The sequence below is a fragment of the Xanthomonas sp. NCPPB 3569 genome (genome assembly GCF_041475645.2).
GTDB lineage: Bacteria > Pseudomonadota > Gammaproteobacteria > Xanthomonadales > Xanthomonadaceae > Xanthomonas > Xanthomonas phaseoli.
Genome location: NZ_CM192969.1, coordinates 1,962,494 through 1,979,876, shown reverse-complemented (window position 1 = coordinate 1,979,876; position 17,383 = coordinate 1,962,494). Strand labels below are relative to the sequence as shown.

Genomic DNA, 17,383 nt, shown 5'->3' with positions numbered 1-17,383 from the left:
GGAGCGACCAACAGAACTCCTGCGCAGCCGTCAGGCTGGCGCAGATGGTGTTTGGCATTCTTATGCGGCACTGCGCCGAAGCGTCGCAATGAGACGCAACACGCCATCAGCGGCCGATCACCAGCTCCACTGGCGCGTCCGCAGGCAGTGCGATCGTCACCGGTGCGCTTTCCACGTCGTCGGCCTGACGCATGGCGTTGCCGCTGCGCGACAGCCGGGCCAGCAGCTGTACCTTGTCCAGCGTAGGCATCGGGCTGTCGCCATCGTCCAGCATGATGGTCAATGGAAGCTCGCTCAGCGCGTGTTTTTCCACCGCCACCGGCATCGGCGTGTCGGCCGCGCGCGCGATCACGAACACGCTGGTGTCGCCGGACAATCCGGCGCGCTTGGCGAATTCGGCATCCAGCGTCACGCGCACCTGGATGCGTTTGTCGCTCGCTGCAGCGGCGGTAGGTGCAGCCGGTGCCTGGATCGGCTCGAGCTTGGCGTCCTGTCGGGCTGCATTGATCTGTTCGAGCAGGCCAGGGCGGGTTGCGACATCGACCACGCGCAATAGCGGCTCCCATGTCGCACTGGCCTTGGCCGGCTCACCGGCCTGGCGCTGCACCACCCCCAGGAACCAGCGTGCGCGTTGATGGTCCGGTTGCACCGCCAGCGCGTATTCGAGCAGGCGCATGGCTTCCGGATCCGGGCGACCGCTGTCGTCGGCAAGCATGCGCGCCTGCGCCGCGGCGACCAGCACGTCCGCTTCGTCCGGACGCAGTGCCACCGCGCGTGCGAAGGCATCGCGCGCTTCGGCAAATTTCTGCTGGCTGGACAGCGAGCGCCCCAGCAACACCCAGCCTTCGGCCTGTTCGGGGTTACTGGCCAGCGCCGCGCGCAGCTGCACGATGGCTTCATCCAGCGAACGTGGCGTGGCCGGGCGATTGGTCGGCTGGGTGATGGCGCCTGGCGTGCCGACCAACCAGTACAACGCCGCACTCGCGGCCAGCAGCAACACTGCCACGCTTGCGGCCAGGCCGCGCGCCTCGCGCCACAGCGGGCGCACCACCACGCCGAAGGCCAGCAGCGCAATCACGATCCCCGCGATGACAAAGCCGGCCATCACCACTCCTGCTCATCGGCAGGCATGGCAGGCGCGGCCACGCTGCGTTTGCGTACCACCAGCACAACGGCGCCCGCGCCCAGCAGCAACACCAGCAGCGGACCGAACCATAGCAGCCAGGTGCGCGACTCCACACGCGGACGGTACAGCACGAACTCGCCATAGCGCGCGACCAGGAACTGGCGGATCTGCGCATCGCTGCGGCCTTCGTGCATCAGTGCCAGCACCTCGCGGCGCAAGTCCTGCGCAATTTGCGCGTTGGAATCGGCCAGCGACTGGTTCTGGCATTGCACGCAGCGCAACTCGGCGGTAAGTGCATGAAAACGCGCCTCCTCTTCGGCCGATGCATAGCGCAGCGGCGCCGGGTCGCCGACCGGCTGGGCAACGGCCAGCCAGGGTAGCAACAGCAGCAGGAGCAGCCAGGTGCGCGTCATCGTTTGGCGTGCAGGTCCGGTGCGGCAGTGGGGGAACGCTCGATCTTGCTCAGCGCCGGAATCAACTGGGTGTCGATGATGGATTGGGTCAGCATGCCGCTGTACTTCCAGCGCACCACGCCACGCCCGTCGACCAAGAAGGTTTCCGGCGCGGCGGCGATGCCGAAATCGATGGCGGTGCGGCCATCTTGATCGGCGACCACAAGCAGATACGGGTTGCCGAGTTGTTCGAGCCAGCGCAGCGCATCGTTGCGCTCGTCCTTCCAGTTGTAGCCGATCACGCGCACGCGTTTGGTCAGGGCGAAGCGGCTCAGCACCGGGTGTTCTTCGCGGCAGGCCGGGCACCAGCTGCCCCACACGTTGATGATGTATGGCGCGCCGCGCAATTCGCGCGCATGCACCACGATGGCCGGGTCGTGCAGCAACGGCAGCGCGAATTCCGGCGCTGGTTTGCCGATCAGCGCAGAGGGCAGGGCATCGCGATCGTCCTGACCGGAGCGCACCACCGCATAGACCAGCAGCGCTGCCAGGGCGAGCAGCAGCACGATGGCGCCCACGAGAACCGCAGTGGGCAGGCGGGGCGAACGTGACTCAACCATCTTGGATCTCCGGAGAACGACGAAAACGCCGGTCGGCCGCGGTCACCAGGCCGCCAAGCGCCATCAGCAACGCTCCCAGCCAGATCCAGCGGACGAACGGTTTGAGGTGGACACGCACCGCCCAGGCTTGATTGCCCAGCGGTTCGCCAAGGGCGACATACAGATCGCCAAACGGACCAGGGCGGATCGCCGCCTCGGTCAACGTCTGGCCGCCACTGGCGTAACGGCGCTTTTCGGCATGCAGCGCGCCTACCGGGGCATCGTCCTTGAATACCTGCAGGTTGGCACGGTCGGACACGTAATTGGGCCCGCGCCGTTCTTCGATCCGGTCGAAATGCAGTGCATAGCGGCCGATCTGCACCTGTTGCCCGGGCGCCAGCGCCACTTCGCGCTGCAGGCTCAATCCCTCCACCAGCATGGCACCGGACAGGAACACCGCAACGCCCAGGTGCGCCAGCACCATGCCGAGCATCTCGGCAGTGAATTTGCGCCCCTTGGCCGCCCGTCGCGTCCACAGGAAGCGCGTGGTGCCCAGCAGCACCCAGGCTGCACCGGCGACACCGAAGGCGGCTTTCAATTGTCCCTGCGGCGCGGCGAACCAGGCCAGTACGCCGGCCGCCACCGCCAGACCCGCCCACGGCGCCAGCATCGCCATCGGCCGCGAAGCCTGTTCGCGCTGCCAGCGGGTGAGCGGGCCGAAGGGCAACAGTGCGACCAGCGGCGCCATCAACACCACGAACAAGGTGCCGAAGTAGGGTGGCCCAACCGACAGCTTGCCCAGCCCCAAGGCATCGGCGAGCAGCGGATACAAGGTACCCAGCAACACCATTGCGCAGGCGCAGGTGAGCAACAGGTTGTTCAACAGCAACAAGGTTTCGCGCGAGCTGCCGGCGAATGCGCGACGCGGATCGTCCACCACCGACAGAAGCGGCGCGCGCAACGCATACAGCAGCAACGAACCACCGACCACGGCCAGTAGGAAGACCAGAATGAACAGCCCACGCGACGGGTCGGCCGCGAACGAGTGCACGCTGGTCAGCACGCCCGAGCGCACCAGAAAGGTGCCCAGCAGCGACAGCGCGAAGGCGGCGATTGCCAGCAACAAGGTCCAGCTGGCGAAGCTGCCGCGCTTTTCGGTCACCGCCTGCGAATGCAGCAGGGCGGTGCCCACCAACCACGGCATGAAACTGGCGTTCTCCACCGGGTCCCAGAACCACCAGCCACCCCAGCCCAGCTCGTAGTACGCCCACCAGCTGCCAAGCGCGATGCCGACGGTGAGCATCGACCAGGCGACATTGGTCCACGGCCGCGTCCAGCGCAGCCAGCGCGCATCCATGCGGCCTTCCAGCAGTGCGGCGATGGCGAACGCGAACGGCACCGCAAAGCCGACGTAGCCGCAATACAGCATCGGCGGATGGACGATCAGCCCCGGGTCCTGCAGCAGCGGATTGAGGTCGCCACCTTCCAGCGGCACCGGGAACAACCGCGCGAACGGGTTGGAGGTAAACAGCAGGAAGGCCAGAAACCCAATGCTTACCAGCGCCATGACGCCGAGCACCCGCGCGATCACGTGCGCGGGCAGCTGCCGCGACCAGAGCGCCACCGCGCCGGTCCATAACGCCAGTACCAGCGTCCACAGCAGCAGCGAGCCTTCGTGCGCGCCCCACACCGCCGAATAGCGGTACATCACCGGCAGCAGGCTGTTGGAATTTTCGGCGACGTAGCGCACCGAAAAATCCTGCACCAAGAAGGCGTGCGTCAACACGGCGAAGGCCGATGCGATCAGTGCCAGCTGCACCAGCGCCGCCGGTCGCGCCACGGCCATCCAGCTGCTGCGTCCGCGCTGTGCGCCTGCCAGCGGCACCACGGCCTGCACCAGCGCCACCAGCAGGGCCAGCACCAGCAGGAACGTCCCGAGTTCAGGAAGCATCGGGGCGCCGCGTTGTCGCGCATCGGCCGGTGCGACGACCGCAGGTGCCCTGCAGCGCCAGCATTCCTGCAGCGCCCGCACCTGCTTGCCCACCCACCGCGACGTCGTTGGCCATGCACCTTGCGCGCAAGCCGCCCGCCTGCCGGCATGCAGATGGCCTGATGCACGTCATCAATGCCGCTCTCCAACCTGATCCGCCGCGGCTGGCACATCGTGCTTGCGATGCGCGCTGCCCATCTTGTCGGCGACTTCCTTCGGCATATAGGTTTCGTCGTGCTTGGCCAGCACATCTTCGGCGACGAAGATGCCGTTCTGCATGCGGCCGGTGGCCACCACTGCCTGCCCCTCGCGGAACAGGTCCGGCAGGATGCGGTCGTAACTCACGGGCAATTGCGCATCGCCATCGGTGACGCGGAAGTGTGCTTCCAACGAGCCGGAGGCGCGTTGGAACGAGCCTTTTTCGACCATGCCGCCAAGCCGGAAGCGCGAATGCGCGCCGGCGTCGCCACGCAGCACTTCCGAGGGCGTGTACAGGTAGGCCACGTTGCGTTGCAAGGCCATGGCCACCAGCGTGGTTGCCAGCCCGCCGGCCAGTACCAAGGCCAGCACCAGCCACAGGCGGCGGCGACGTTGCGAGTTCACCGGATCAGCTCCGCATCGCTGGGCACCGCGCGCTTGCGCTCGCGCAGGCGGCGCGCCTGGGCGGTCTTCAGGGCGCGACGCACCTGCCAACGGCCGGCGATCAGATCCCACAGCAGCACCAGCACGAACACCGCGTAAGCGGCGATGACGTAAGGCAGGTAGCTCATGCCGCGCTCTCCTGCGCATCGCGCACGATCCAGGCCTTGCCCGCCTCGCGGCGCAGGTTGTCGGCGCGCGCGCGCGTCAACAGCGACCCGACAAACCAGAACTTGGTACCAATCACCATCAACCACAGCGGCAGCAGCATGCTTGCATCGATCGTGGACGGCCCAAGCAAGCGGACGCTCTGGCCCTGGTGCAGCGAATTCCACCACACCACTGAATAGCGGATCACCGGCAGCAGCGCCACCCCGACGATGGCCAGCAACGCCGCCGCGCGCGCCGCCTGACGGCGGTCGTCGATGGCGTGATACAGGCCGATCACACCCAGATACAGAAACAGCAGGATCAATTCGGTGGTCAGGCGCGGGTCCCAGTCCCACCAGGCGCCCCACATCGGCTTGCCCCAGATGCTGCCGGTCAGCAGGGTGATCACGGTAAACGCAGCGCCGATCGGCGCGCACGCCATCGCCAGGATCTCGCAGATCTTGATGCGCCAGATCAACGCGATGGCCGCGTGCAGCGCCATCAGCCCGAACACGAACAGGCTCATCCACGCGCTCGGCACATGGATATAGAGAATCCGGAAGCTGTCGCCTTGCTGGTAATCGGCCGGCACCGCGAACAAGGCCTGCCAGATGCCCACGCCCAGCAGCAACGCGGCCAGCGCGTAGCACCACGGCGCCCAGCGCGCAGTGAAACGGTCGAAGATCGGGGGCGATGCGAGTTGGTGGAACCAGCGGACGACGACGTTCATGCGATGGCAGTAGCCTTTGGAATGGCATTGGCTCTCGAAACAGCAACAACGCGTTGTGCGGGGCGTGCTATCGACAATGCATCGAGTGCAGCGCTCAACTCAACGAAATGCGGATCGCGGCCGCCGCAGCCAGCGGTGCCAGGACCACGCCGATCACCAGTCCGGCGCCCAACAACAACAACGCACCCACTGCATCCTGCCCTTGTCCGCTGGCCGCCACGCTGCCGGCACCGAACACCAGCACCGGCACGTACAGCGGCAACGCCAGCAACGCCACGAGAATACCAGAGCGTTTCATCGTCACCGTCAGTGCCGCCACCACAGCGCCGAGCAGGCTCAGGAGCGGCGTTCCCAGCGCCAACGATGCCAGCAGCACCGGCAATTGGTCATGCGGCAGGTGCAGCAATTCGCCCAGCAGCGGCGTCACGGCAATCAGCGGCAACGCACTGGTCGCCCAATGCAGCAGCACGCGCACTGCGATCAACCAGGCCAACGGCACCGGTGCCAGCAACCATTGCTCCATCGAGCCGTCTTCCACATCGCTGCGGAACAAGGCGTCCAGCGACAGCAGGCCAGCCAGCAGTACCGACAGCCACAACACCGCCGGCGCGGCCTGCGCGAGCAGGTCCGGGCGTCCGCCCAGTCCCAACGCGAACAACACCACGATCAGCAATGCGAACAGGGCCGGCTGCAACGCATCGCTGCGGCGCCGCCACAGCAGCTGCAGGTCGCGGGCAAGCAGGGCGCGGGCGGCCTGCCAGAGCGAGGGTTGCGGCGAAGGCGTGCTCATGCCGCAGCCTCCAGCGTGAGCATGCGGGTGCGCACCGGCGGCGCTGCATACGCACCGTGCGTGGTGACCAGCGCCGCGCCACCGCCGCGCAGATGCGCAGAGATCATTCGGTTCACCAGGGTGATGCCATCCAGATCCAGATTGGCGTACGGCTCATCCAGCAACCAGAGCGGTGCCGGCGAGAGCCACAGCCGTGCCAGCCCCAGTCGCTTGCGTTGCCCGGCCGACAACTGCCGTACCAATGCATCTTCGTAACCGGCCAGGCCAACGATCGCCAGCGCACTGCCGGGCATCTGCTTGGCGCGGCGGCCATGCAGCCCGCACAGGAAGTGCAGGTTCTCCAGCGTACTGAGGTCGGCCTTCAGACCGGGCAGGTGGCCCAGGTACGCCATGAAGCGGCTGCGGTCGCCACGCTTGGCGGTTTTGCCGTCGATCTGGATCTGCCCGCGCTCCACATGCAGCAGGCCAGCCAGCACGCGCAGCAACGTGGTCTTGCCGGCGCCGTTGTCGCCTTGCACCAGCAACGCCTCGCCGGCATCGACATGGAAATCCAGCGGGCCGAACACCGGCTCCTCGTTGCGGCTGAAGGCCAGCGCGTGCGCTGCCAGCAGCGGCGGCGCGGTGTGCAGCGGTTCGATCATCGGTGCAGCGGGCTCCCGTCGCAGGACGGCATGGGGAAAGGCCGGGGCAGGACGCGCCGGACCGGGCGCGCATTGTAGCGACGATGGTGGCATGGCGGGGACGTCCGCGGCAGCGTCGCAGGCGCCGCGCGGGGTCGGGGAACGCTGTTTTGCAGTGTCCGGGCGCAACCGCCTGGCGGCTTTGCGTACACTCGCTATCCCCCGTTTCTTGTCCGGACAGGCACCATGCCCCTCACGACCAAGCTGCCCAAGGTGGGCACCACCATTTTCACCGTCATGTCGCAGCTGGCGGCCGAGCACGGCGTGGTCAATCTGGGCCAGGGCTTTCCCGATTTCGCGGTGCCGCAGCGGCTGGTCGACGAACTGACCAAGGCCATGGCCGCCGGCCACAACCAGTACCCACCGATGACCGGCGTGGCGACGTTGCGCCAGGCCATCGCCGGCAAGGCGCAGCGGTGCTATGGCGCACAGGTCGATGCCGACACCGAGATCACCGTCACCAGCGGTGCCACCGAGGCGATCTTCAACGCCATCCACGCGGTGGTGCGGGCCGGCGAAGACGTCATCGTGCTGGACCCGGCCTACGACTGCTACGAGCCGGCGATCGAGCTGGCGGGCGCACGCGCCGTGCATGTGGCACTGCACCCGCAGACCTTTGCGGTCGACTGGGCTGCGCTACGCGCCGCGATCACGCCCAAGACGCGCCTGTTGATGATCAACTCGCCGCACAACCCGTCCGGCGCGATGCTGTCGGCCGCCGACATGCAGACGCTGACCGAGCTGTTGCGCGGCACCGACATCCTTTTGCTGTCCGATGAGGTCTACGAACACATCGTGTTCGATGGCCGCCGGCACGAATCGGTGCTGCGCTGGCCGGAACTGCGCGAGCGCGCATTCGTGATCTCCAGCTTCGGCAAGACCTACCACTGCACCGGCTGGAAGATCGGCTACGCCATCGCACCGCCGACGCTCACGGCCGAATTCCGCAAGGTGCACCAGTACAACACCTTCACCAGTTTCGGTCCGGCCCAGCACGCCTTCGCTGCGATGATCCGCGACGAGCCCGAACACGACGAGCAACTGGGCGCGTTCTACCAAGCCAAGCGCGACCGCTTCCGCGAGCAGCTACTGACCACGCGCTTGAAGCCGTTGCCGGTGCCCGGCGGCTACTTCCAGCTGGTGGATTACTCGGCCATCAGCGACCTGACCGACACCGAATTCGTGAAGTGGCTGACGATCGAAAAGGGCGTCGCCGCGATCCCGTTGTCGCCGTTCTACGAGAACCCGCCTGCAGGGCAGCGCCTGGCGCGGCTGTGCTTTGCCAAGAACGATGCGACATTGGATGCGGCGATCGAGCGCTTGCAGCAGCTCTGACGAGCGGGGAATGGGGAATCGGGAGTTGGGAATTGGAAGAGCAAGCCGTCTAGCGTATCCCTTCTCCATGCATGCCGCCCCGCCTCTCCACTGGAGACCTTGCATAGTCCCATGAGCCGAGTTGCTGTCCAATTGACGCCCTTACATTCCTTAGCGCACAGGCAGCAGCAGACAGCTTTACCCATTCTCGATTCCCGACTCCCCATTCCCGAGCTTTCGATGAACGACCTGCGCATCTCCCTGATCCAAGGCGACACCCGTTGGCATGACCCGGCCGGTAACCGCGACTATTACGCTGCGTTGCTGGAGCCGCTTGCCGGGCAGACCGATCTGGTGATCCTGCCGGAAACCTTCACCAGCGGGTTCTCCAACGACGCCATCGACAAGGCCGAAGGGATGGACGGGCCAACCGTGGCGTGGGTGCGCGCGCAGGCCGCACGCCTGGGTGCAGCGGTCACCGGCAGCGTGCAGGTGCGCACCGAGGCCGGTGTGTTCAACCGGCTGCTATGGGCCACGCCCGACGGGGCGCTGCAGTATTACGACAAGCGTCACCTGTTCCGCTTCGGCAACGAGCATCTGCGCTACGCGGCCGGACGCGAACGGTTGACCGTGGAATGGAAGGGCTGGCGGATCAATCCGCAGGTCTGCTACGACCTGCGTTTTCCGGTGTTCTGCCGCAATCGCTTCGATGTGGAGCGCCCGGGGCAACTGGATTTCGATCTGCAAGTGTTCGTCGCCAACTGGCCGTCCGCCCGCGCCTATGCGTGGAAGACGTTGCTGCGCGCACGCGCGATCGAAAACCTGTGCTTCGTCGCGGCGGTCAACCGTATTGGCATCGATGGCAACCAACTGCACTACGCCGGCGACAGCGCGGTGATCGATTTCCTTGGCCAGCCGCAGGTGGAAATTCGCGAACGCGAGCAGGTGGTCACCACCACCCTCAGCGCCATCGCGCTGGCCGAGCACCGCGCCCGTTTTCCCGCGATGCTGGATGCCGATCGGTTCGAGATTGGGGATTCGTGATTCGTGATTGGTACAAGCACTGCCGCACAGATACCTGCCTGCCCGCTGTTGCCAATCCCCAATCCCGAATCCCCAATCCCCAATCCCGGCTACTGAGCCAGCTTGATCTCGTAGATCTTCGGCCAGCGCTTTCCGGTGACGAACAAGCGATCGTGCGCGGCGTCGTAGGCGATGCCGTTGAGGACATCGTTGGTGGGGTCGGTCAAGGTGTCGGGGTCCGGCACCAGCGCCTTGAGGTCGATCCAGGCGACGACCTTGCCGCTGGCGGGGTCGATGCGTGCGATGCGGGTGGTCAGCCAGACGTTGGCCAGCAACTGTCCCTTGACCCATTCCAGCTCGTTGAGCTTGTCCAGCGGCTTGCCGCGGGCGGTGACCTTGATGCTGCCGATCTGCTTCAGGCTCTGCGGATCCAGGCGGCGGATGTTGGCGGTCCCGTCGCTCATATAGAGCTGGCGGTCGTCGCTGGTCAGCGCCCAGCCCTCGCCGGAATAGGTGAATTGGGTGCGCGGTGCCAGCGTGGCCAAGTCGTAGACGAAGCCGCGCTGATTGCGCCAGGTCAGCTGGATCAGGCGATCCTTCCAGGCCACGATGCCTTCGCCATAGAACGGCGGCGGCGTATTGACCTGCTGCAGGACGTTGCCGCTGTCCAGGTCGACCTTGCGCACGCTGGACTGGCCCAGCTCGCCGGTGCTCTCGTAGAGATGCCCGTCCAGATAGAACAGGCCCTCGGTGAAGGCGGCGGTATCGTGCGGATAGGTCCTGACGACGGTGTAACCCTGGGTGGGAATCGCCTCGCCGCAGTGGGCGAGGGTGGGCAGCAGCAGGGCGCTGACGAGCAGGCTGTAGACGGTGCGTGGCATGCGGCAATCATCCCATGCCGCGGCTGCAGGCGGCAGTTCTGCTGCCATCTCGAGGCCAGCGAAGACCTCGCTGAACAAACGCATGCGCCGCACTGGCATCTTGTCGCGGCTGCCACATCGGCGCTGCTAGTCTCGCGCCACGTCCACCACTGGCACTGCCCTATGATCAAGTCACTTTCGCTTATCGCGCTGCTTGGCGCCGCCACGCTGGCCCCGCAGGCGCAGGCCGCCGGCAATATCGATTGCCAGCTGTCGTTCAACTTGTCCGGCTGGTCGGTGTTCTACAAGACCGCCAGCGGTACCGGCACCATCAAGTGCGACAACGGTGCGGTCATTCCGGTCAAGATCTCCAGCAAAGGCGGTGGCCTGACGGTCGGTAAATCCAAGATCGTCGGCGGCCGCGGCACCTTTAGCGGTGCCTATAGCCTCAACGACCTGTTCGGCACGTATGCGGCCGCCGAAGCGCACGCGGGTGTCGTGAAGTCCAGCACCGCACAGGTGGTCACCAAGGGCGATATCTCGCTCGCGCTGGCAGGCACAGGCGAGGGCGTGGACCTGGGCGTCAACGTCGGTAACTTCGTGATCGAGCGTCGCAAGTAAGCGCGGTAACGAACTGAGCGAGTGGTCCCCGGATGGGCGTGCACTGCACGTCCTTCACCGGAGCGCACGAGCGGTGCGTGTCGATGTCGAACGGCGTTTGCGCCCACACGGAGGGCGCGCAATCGTGTTGCAGGGCTAGATCGCAGCATCGAGGTCGTCCTACCCAACCGGTGCGTGCGGCCGGTGCATCGCGGTAGCACCGTAGCGAAGGGCTTCGTTACACGACTGCACCGCCGGATACGCGGCAGCGTCCCAGTCTCGGTGGATGCCCCGCGGCGTCCATCACAAAAAACGGCCCTTTGCGGGGGCCGTTTTTTGTGCATGGATCGGTTGACGGTCAACGACCGCGATTACCGCCGCCGGGAGGACGACGATTGCCGCCGCCCGGCGGACGGCCGCCGGGGCCGCGCGGTGCGCCGCCTGGGCTGCCCGGACCGCGCCCGGGACCGCCGGGGCCACGGTTGGCCGACGCGGGGCCGCGATTACCACCCGGACCCGGACGCCCACCGCTCGGGCGACCAGCCGGGCGTGCCGCACCGTACGGGCTGAAACCCGGGTTGGCGTGATCGGAGGGGAAGCTCGGTGCGTTGCCCGGGTGGCCATACGGATGCTTGCGCTGCCCCTGACCCTGCGACTGACCCTGTCCGCCGCCAGCGCCGCGTCCTGGACCACCCGAGCGGGCGCCGCCTGGACCGCCAGCGCCGGGACGCGCGCCGCCCGGCCCTTTCTTCGCATACGGGCGTGCCTGGCCGGTGCCCGGGCCGCTCGGGCCGGCGTTGCGGTGGCCGCTCGGGCCGGTGCTCACGCCATCGGGCACATACCAACTGCGGAACGCGGCCGGGTTGCCGTCCGGCAACGCGCCACGGTCGCCCTTGGCCGGGCCGCGCTGCTTGAACGGGCGCTGCTGCGATTGCTTGGCGGCCGCTTCGCCGCTGACGGTCAGGTCGCCCCTGAAGCCGCCAGGCTTGCCGCGACCGCCGCGGCCGCGATCTTCGCGCAAGTTGTCGAAACGTCGCAGCTCGCGGCCTTCATCGGCGCCGGAGGTCTGGCCGTTGACGTAGGCATTGCTGCGGCCATCGCGCGAGACGTGCACGGTGGACTTGGCGGCGCGGCGCTGGCCGATCACCGGCTGCAGGGTCAGTGCCGACGGCGCACCTTCTTCCAGTTTCAGTTCGGCGCGCAAGGCGTCGACCTTGTCCTGCGCCACTTCCACCGAGTGCCCACGCAGCAGCTCGCGCGGCAGCGAGATCTTGCCGTAGCGGCTGCGCTTGAGGCGGCTGACCTGGCAACCCTGCGATTCCCACAGGCGGCGCACTTCACGGTTGCGGCCTTCCTTGACCACGACGCGGAACCAGTCGTGCGAATCGGTGCCGCCGATGCGTTCGATCTCGTCGAACTTGGCGCCGCCGTCTTCCAGCAGCACACCGCGCGACAGGCGCTCGATGATGGCATCGGAGACTTTTTCTTCGCCTTCCGGCGCGCGCACGCGCACCACATATTCGCGCTCGACCTCGTAGGAGGGGTGCATCATCGCGTTGGCCAGCTCACCGTCGGTGGTGAGCAGCAGCAGGCCGGTGGTGTTGATGTCCAGGCGACCGATGGCGATCCAGCGCGAGCCCTTCAATGCCGGCAGCGACTCGAATACGGTCGGGCGGCCTTCGGGATCTTCGCGGGTGGTCACTTCGCCTTCGGGCTTGTTGTAGATCAGCACGCGCGAAGGTTCGGTCAGCGCGCTGGCCACGAAGCTGCGGCCGTCCAGCTCGATCTTGTCGCCGCTGCGCACCGACATGCCGGTCTGCGCAACGGCGCCATTGACCTTGATCAGGCCGTCGGCGATGCGCTGCTCCAGTGCGCGGCGCGAACCCAGGCCGGCCTGGGCCAGCACCTTGTGCAGGCGCTCTTCCAGCTTGGGCGCTTCGGGCGCGCTGTCGCGCTTGAGGGAAAGCTTGTTCAACGACAGCTTGCGGGGGGTGTCACTCATGTGTCTGGCTCCGGCCGCCGCGTTGCGGGTCGGCCTCTGGGTCGGAATCGGCTTCGTCAACAGCCACGGTCGTCGTCGCGACGGCGTTGTCTTCGTCTTCGTTCACTGCATCCGCGCGCGTTCCCGGCGCGGTGTCGGGGTCGCCCTCACGGGCGTCGTCTGGGTCCTGCATGTTGTTCTGGTGCGCCGAGCCATGCTCGGGGTGCTGCGGTGTCTGGTCGTTCACTGCATCGACCGCTTCGGTGTCGATCGCCTCATCGAGACCGTGGTGTTGCCGGTCGACTGCGGCATCGTCGGGTGAGTCCTGTACATGCTGGTCGGCGTCGGCACCACTTTCAATGTCGCTTTCAGTATCGCGTTCGGCGTCGGCCTGGTCATCGCTCGGTGCTCCGGTGCTGCTGGCCGGGTTCGCCGAGGCGTCGGTCTGGTCCGTTTTCAAACCCGCTTGCAAAGCGCCGGTGCCGCTGTCGTCAGCCGCAGCGCCAGCGTTGGCTTTCATATCCGCGTCGGTGTTGCCAGCATCCGCATCGTCGGTATTCGCAGCCGTATCGCCGCCCTCAGCGCCAGCCTGGTCTGCATCGGCCTGATCCTGCGCCGCGTCCATCGCTGCCGACGCCGGTACGGCGCCGTCCAGTTGCCCGTCGCGGTCCAGCGGCAGCTGCGGTTCCAGCTCGGCGATGTCCTTCAACTCAGACAATGGCGGCAGCTCGTCCAATCGCTTGAGCCCGAAGTAATCCAGAAAGCCCTTAGTGGTGCCGAACAGGGCCGGCTTGCCGGGCACGTCGCGGTGGCCCACCACGCGGATCCATTCGCGCTCTTCCAGCGCCTGGATGATGTTGCTGCTGACTGCCACGCCGCGTACCTGCTCGATCTCGCCGCGGGTGATCGGCTGGCGGTAGGCGATCAGCGCCAGGGTCTCCAGCGTGGCGCGGGTGTATTTGGTGCGGCGCTCGGTCCACAGCCGGGCGACCCAGCCATGCACGTCGGCCTTGACCTGGAAACGGAAGCCGGAGGCCACCTCGACCAGTTCCACGCCACGCTCGGCACAGGCCTCGCGCAGCAATTCCAGTGCGCGCTCCACACTGCCGGGCGGGGCCGGCTCTTCTTCCGGAAACAGGCCCTGCAGCTGCGCCAGCGTCAGCGGCTGGCTGCTCGCCAGCAGGGCGGCTTCGATAATGCGGGTGATCAGCGCTTGATCCATTCGATGATCGGCTTCAGATAGGTTCGTTGGCGGCATCGCTGTCGTCGAATTCGCTGGAGAATTGCAACGGCGCATTGGTATTGCCCAACGCCAGCGACTTCACGTAGATCGGCGCCAGCGGCGCTTCCTGCACGATGTCCAGCAACTGCTCCTTGGCCAGTTCGAGCAGCGCCAGGAAGGTGACCAGCACGCCGAGCTTGCCTTCTTCGGCCGTGAACAGCGATTCGAAACGGTAGAACTTGCCGTCGTCCAGGCGGCTCAGCACATCGCCCATGCGCTGGCGCACGCTCAGCGCCTCGCGCTTGATCGCATGGCCGGTGAACAGCTCGGCGCGTTTGAGCACGTCGTACAGCGCCATCAGCATTTCTTTCAATTCCACCGGCGGCGGCAGCTTGACCGCGGCGCGCTCGGGCAGATGCGCCTGCACCGGCGCGCTGTCGCGGCCCATGCGGGGCAGGGTGTCCAGATCCTCGGCGGCCTGCTTGAAGCGTTCGTATTCCTGCAGCCGGCGGACCAGCTCGGCGCGCGGATCCTCTTCTTCGCCATCCTGACTGGGGGGGCGCGGCAACAGCATGCGCGATTTGATCTCGGCCAGGATCGCCGCCATCACCAGATATTCGGCTGCCAGTTCGAAGCGCAGCTCCTGCATCACATTGATGTAGTCCACATATTGCCGGGTGATCTCGGCGACGGGGATGTCCAGGATGTCCAGGTTCTGTCGGCGGATCAGGTACAGCAGCAGGTCCAGCGGGCCTTCGAAGGCATCCAGGATGACTTCCAGCGCATCCGGCGGGATATACAGATCCTGCGGGATCTGCAGCACCGGTTGCCCATGCACCACCGCCAGCGGCATTTCCTGCTGCTGTGGCGGCGCGCTCGTGGCTGGCGGAGTCGCGACGTGCGCGAGTTCGGAATTCATCAGGTCGACATCGGTCTTACGGTCGCCGGCGGCGGTCTTAAGCCGCGCCCGCAGGGCTTTGCCTTTAGTTATTGCGATCAATGTCGTGCCTGCGCCGGCACGATCCCACAAATCCACATACAACGTGCGCCGCGTGGCATGCGGCGACGGAACAGCGAGGAGGTCGTCTACGCGGGCCGGCGGTGGGCAGCGAATCGGTCGTCGGGAAAAGCGTTGAGCCTGGGCCGACGGGCCGCTGCGTCCGGTTGCGTGTGCAGTAGTGGCAAGGGTAATGCGTGCGCGGGGGCGGTGTCCAGCGCCGGGCCAGCTAGAATCCCATTGGTGATCTTCAAGTTCTGGCGAGGTGGCGTGTGTGGTACGTAATCGAGGGGTATGACCGGGCCGACGCACTGGCGGCGCGGCAGCAGGCGCGGCCGGCGCATCTGGCGCGTCTGCAGGCGCTGGCGGCCGCGGGACGATTGCTGGTGGCGGGCCCGTGTCCGTCCATCGATGCCGAAGATCCGGGTCCGGCCGGTTTCAGCGGCAGCGTCGTGATTGCCGAGTTCGACGCGCTGGAAGATGCCCGCGCCTGGGCTGATGCCGACCCCTATGTGGAAGCGGGTGTGTACACGCGCACCGAGGTCCGCCCGTTCCGCCGGGTGCTGCCATGAACCGGGTCGAGCAGATCCGCGCAGCATTGCAGGCGGCACTGGTGCCGACCGAACTGGACGTCGTCGACGACAGCGCGCGGCATGCCGGCCACGCCGGCGCGCGCGACGGGCGTGGGCATTTCAATGTGCGCGTGGTCAGTGCTGCATTTGCCGGCAAGCCGCCATTGGCACGGCACCGCGCGGTGTATGCCGCAGTGGGCGAGCTGATGCAGACCGATATTCATGCCTTGTCGATCGAGGCCTTCGCGCCGGGCGAGGTTGGCTGAGCGTTGCCGTGCAGGGAGCACTGCGGTCGTGCCAGCCGTTTGCTGTCGTCAGAATCGCTGGGGCGCAATGGTGATGGCCTTCATGGAAGCGCGCGTCAGTGCGCCGCTGCCGAGGCGCATGGGGTGCCCATGACGGTTGCCGGGTCGTGCGGCGCCTGGCCAGGCCGGGTTGACTCGCTGCCAATCGTGATCTGCATCGAGCTTCGCTTGTGGACGCATGGGTGCATGTTTGTTGCGCCGCAGCACATTGCTTCACGCGTCCCTCACCTGCAGCTGATTGATCTGTAAGCGTTTTCACGCATGTGAAGATAGGGGTTTACGCCTCTGTATGAAAACGCTTACAGTCCGCGCCAGTTTTGGGAAGTCGGTCGCGGAGGGCGGCACGAATGGCCAAGGGTGCGGTCACCATCAAAGATGTCGCTCGGGAAGCGCAGGTCTCCGTTGCAACGGTGTCGCGTGCGCTCAATGGGCACGACAACGTTGCCGGACCGGTGCGTCAGCAGGTGCTTGAACTGGCCGAGCGGCTGCGCTACAGCCCGCATGCGGCCGCGCGCAGCCTGAGCAGCCGGCGGTCGCAGACGCTGGGCGTGGTGTTGCCGGACTTGTACGGCGAATTCTTCTCCGAATTGATTCGCGGCATCGATGGCGCGGCGCGTGCGGCGGGCCAGCACCTGCTGGTGTCCAGCTATCACGGCGACCCGGAAGCCCAGGGCAGGGCGCTGCGCTCGATGCGCGGGCGCGTCGATGGCTTGCTGGTGCTCTCGCCCTACGCCGAGCAGCCGGGGTTCCTGACCGACAACCTGCCGCAGTCGCTGCCGACGGTGTTGATCAATGCGCACCTGCCCGGTGCCGACTATCCGGTGCTGGGCATCGACGACCACGCCGGTGCCATGGCCATGACCGAGCACCTGCTGCGTGCCGGGCACCGCCGCATCGCCTTCATCGGTGGCCCGGCGCTGAATTTCGACGCGCGCGAACGCCTGCGCGGCTTCCGCGATGCGCTTGCTGCGTTCGGTGCGCAAGCGCAGGGCGTGGAATACCCGGGCGACTTCGACGAAGCCTCCGGCCACCGTGCCGGGATGGCGATGCTGGCGGCCGGCGCGTTGCCGGATGCGGTCTTCGCCGCCAACGACATGACTGCGCTGGGCTGCCTGTACGCGTTCGCCCAGGCCGATGTGTCGGTGCCTGGCGACGTGGCGCTGGCGGGTTTCGACGACATTCCGCTGGCCCGCTTTGTCCACCCTGCGCTGACCACGATGCGGGTGAGCATCGCCCGGCTGGGCGAGCAGGCGATGAGCCGGCTGATGCGCCTGGTCGAAACGCCCGACCGCGACGACGGCATCCGGCAATTGCTGACACCCGAGCTGGTGATCCGCGCCTCCTGCGGTGCTGGCGAATCGGCTCACTGACCTTTGCGGCCACGCGTTTCTGGGCTGCCGACCCTTTCGCGGA

At 66.7% G+C, this 17,383-nt stretch carries 19 protein-coding genes; 6 read left to right on the top strand and 13 right to left on the bottom strand.

What is annotated here, in order from left to right:
• Nucleotides 1-106 precede the first annotated feature (106 nt).
• The 9 genes from ACCQ03_RS08485 to ccmA all read right to left on the bottom strand — a co-directional run bounded on the left by ACCQ03_RS08485 (nt 107) and on the right by ccmA (nt 7,057).
• Complete coding sequence (locus tag ACCQ03_RS08485) at nt 107-1,105, bottom strand: tetratricopeptide repeat protein (RefSeq protein ID WP_057661531.1); 999 nt, start codon at nt 1,103-1,105, stop codon at nt 107-109.
• Nucleotides 1,105-1,539: a cytochrome c-type biogenesis protein gene (locus tag ACCQ03_RS08480; protein WP_057661533.1), complete on the bottom strand. Its 435-nt coding sequence runs from the start codon at nt 1,537-1,539 to the stop codon at nt 1,105-1,107. Before ACCQ03_RS08480 ends, ACCQ03_RS08485 begins: the two co-directional genes overlap by 1 nt.
• Complete coding sequence (locus ACCQ03_RS08475; protein WP_017157799.1) at nt 1,536-2,138, bottom strand: DsbE family thiol:disulfide interchange protein; 603 nt, start codon at nt 2,136-2,138, stop codon at nt 1,536-1,538. Before ACCQ03_RS08475 ends, ACCQ03_RS08480 begins: the two co-directional genes overlap by 4 nt.
• On the bottom strand, nt 2,131-4,068 hold the full coding sequence (locus ACCQ03_RS08470; RefSeq protein ID WP_150146390.1) for a heme lyase CcmF/NrfE family subunit: 1,938 nt from the start codon (nt 4,066-4,068) through the stop codon (nt 2,131-2,133). The genes ACCQ03_RS08475 and ACCQ03_RS08470 overlap by 8 nt, the downstream gene beginning before the upstream one ends.
• A gap of 171 nt (nt 4,069-4,239) precedes the next feature.
• Nucleotides 4,240-4,710: a cytochrome c maturation protein CcmE gene (ccmE, locus tag ACCQ03_RS08465; RefSeq protein ID WP_057678279.1), complete on the bottom strand. Its 471-nt coding sequence runs from the start codon at nt 4,708-4,710 to the stop codon at nt 4,240-4,242.
• Entirely contained in the window at nt 4,707-4,877 is a 171-nt protein-coding gene (locus ACCQ03_RS08460) for a heme exporter protein CcmD (RefSeq protein WP_008573809.1), read from the bottom strand. Before ACCQ03_RS08460 ends, ccmE begins: the two co-directional genes overlap by 4 nt.
• Entirely contained in the window at nt 4,874-5,626 is a 753-nt protein-coding gene (gene ccmC, locus ACCQ03_RS08455; RefSeq protein WP_209227769.1) for a heme ABC transporter permease CcmC, read from the bottom strand. Before ccmC ends, ACCQ03_RS08460 begins: the two co-directional genes overlap by 4 nt.
• Nucleotides 5,627-5,720: 94 nt before the next feature.
• Nucleotides 5,721-6,416 carry a heme exporter protein CcmB gene (ccmB, locus tag ACCQ03_RS08450; protein WP_057678276.1) on the bottom strand — a complete coding sequence of 232 codons (696 nt, stop codon included), beginning with the start codon at nt 6,414-6,416 and terminating at the stop codon, nt 5,721-5,723.
• Complete coding sequence (gene ccmA / locus ACCQ03_RS08445) at nt 6,413-7,057, bottom strand: heme ABC exporter ATP-binding protein CcmA (protein ID WP_150146384.1); 645 nt, start codon at nt 7,055-7,057, stop codon at nt 6,413-6,415. Before ccmA ends, ccmB begins: the two co-directional genes overlap by 4 nt.
• A gap of 225 nt (nt 7,058-7,282) precedes the next feature.
• Here ccmA and ACCQ03_RS08440 point away from each other — a divergent pair, with 225 nt between their 5' ends.
• Nucleotides 7,283-8,431, top strand: coding sequence for a pyridoxal phosphate-dependent aminotransferase (locus ACCQ03_RS08440; RefSeq protein ID WP_209227770.1), 1,149 nt, complete (start codon nt 7,283-7,285; stop codon nt 8,429-8,431).
• 219 nt (nt 8,432-8,650) lie between these two features.
• Nucleotides 8,651-9,454 (top strand): amidohydrolase, encoded by an 804-nt coding sequence (locus tag ACCQ03_RS08435; RefSeq protein WP_057678273.1) that lies wholly within the window; start codon nt 8,651-8,653, stop codon nt 9,452-9,454.
• A gap of 89 nt (nt 9,455-9,543) precedes the next feature.
• On the opposite strand, the gene ACCQ03_RS08430 is transcribed toward ACCQ03_RS08435, so the two are convergent.
• Complete coding sequence (locus tag ACCQ03_RS08430) at nt 9,544-10,314, bottom strand: glutaminyl-peptide cyclotransferase (RefSeq protein ID WP_277601107.1); 771 nt, start codon at nt 10,312-10,314, stop codon at nt 9,544-9,546.
• Between the two features lie 162 nt (nt 10,315-10,476).
• Here ACCQ03_RS08430 and ACCQ03_RS08425 point away from each other — a divergent pair, with 162 nt between their 5' ends.
• Nucleotides 10,477-10,914: a hypothetical protein gene (locus ACCQ03_RS08425; RefSeq protein ID WP_003487019.1), complete on the top strand. Its 438-nt coding sequence runs from the start codon at nt 10,477-10,479 to the stop codon at nt 10,912-10,914.
• 337 nt (nt 10,915-11,251) lie between these two features.
• On the opposite strand, the gene ACCQ03_RS08420 is transcribed toward ACCQ03_RS08425, so the two are convergent.
• The 3 genes from ACCQ03_RS08420 to ACCQ03_RS08410 are packed head-to-tail and all read right to left on the bottom strand — an operon-like array spanning nt 11,252 to nt 15,138.
• Nucleotides 11,252-12,895 (bottom strand): pseudouridine synthase, encoded by a 1,644-nt coding sequence (locus tag ACCQ03_RS08420; protein ID WP_209227771.1) that lies wholly within the window; start codon nt 12,893-12,895, stop codon nt 11,252-11,254.
• Nucleotides 12,888-14,096 carry an SMC-Scp complex subunit ScpB gene (gene scpB, locus ACCQ03_RS08415; protein ID WP_209227772.1) on the bottom strand — a complete coding sequence of 403 codons (1,209 nt, stop codon included), beginning with the start codon at nt 14,094-14,096 and terminating at the stop codon, nt 12,888-12,890. Before scpB ends, ACCQ03_RS08420 begins: the two co-directional genes overlap by 8 nt.
• Nucleotides 14,097-14,109: 13 nt before the next feature.
• Entirely contained in the window at nt 14,110-15,138 is a 1,029-nt protein-coding gene (locus tag ACCQ03_RS08410; protein ID WP_209227773.1) for a segregation and condensation protein A, read from the bottom strand.
• Nucleotides 15,139-15,365: 227 nt separating this feature from the next.
• Between ACCQ03_RS08410 and ACCQ03_RS08405 the strand changes: the two genes are divergently transcribed.
• From ACCQ03_RS08405 to ACCQ03_RS08395, 3 genes are all read left to right on the top strand, one after another.
• A complete protein-coding gene (locus ACCQ03_RS08405) occupies nt 15,366-15,665 on the top strand; it encodes a YciI family protein (protein ID WP_039571903.1) in 300 nt (99 codons plus the stop codon).
• Complete coding sequence (locus ACCQ03_RS08400; protein WP_039571900.1) at nt 15,662-15,931, top strand: BolA family protein; 270 nt, start codon at nt 15,662-15,664, stop codon at nt 15,929-15,931. Before ACCQ03_RS08405 ends, ACCQ03_RS08400 begins: the two co-directional genes overlap by 4 nt.
• Before the next feature lie 386 nt (nt 15,932-16,317).
• Nucleotides 16,318-17,340 carry a LacI family DNA-binding transcriptional regulator gene (locus ACCQ03_RS08395; RefSeq protein ID WP_150146375.1) on the top strand — a complete coding sequence of 341 codons (1,023 nt, stop codon included), beginning with the start codon at nt 16,318-16,320 and terminating at the stop codon, nt 17,338-17,340.
• The last annotated feature ends 43 nt before the right edge of the window (nt 17,341-17,383 follow it).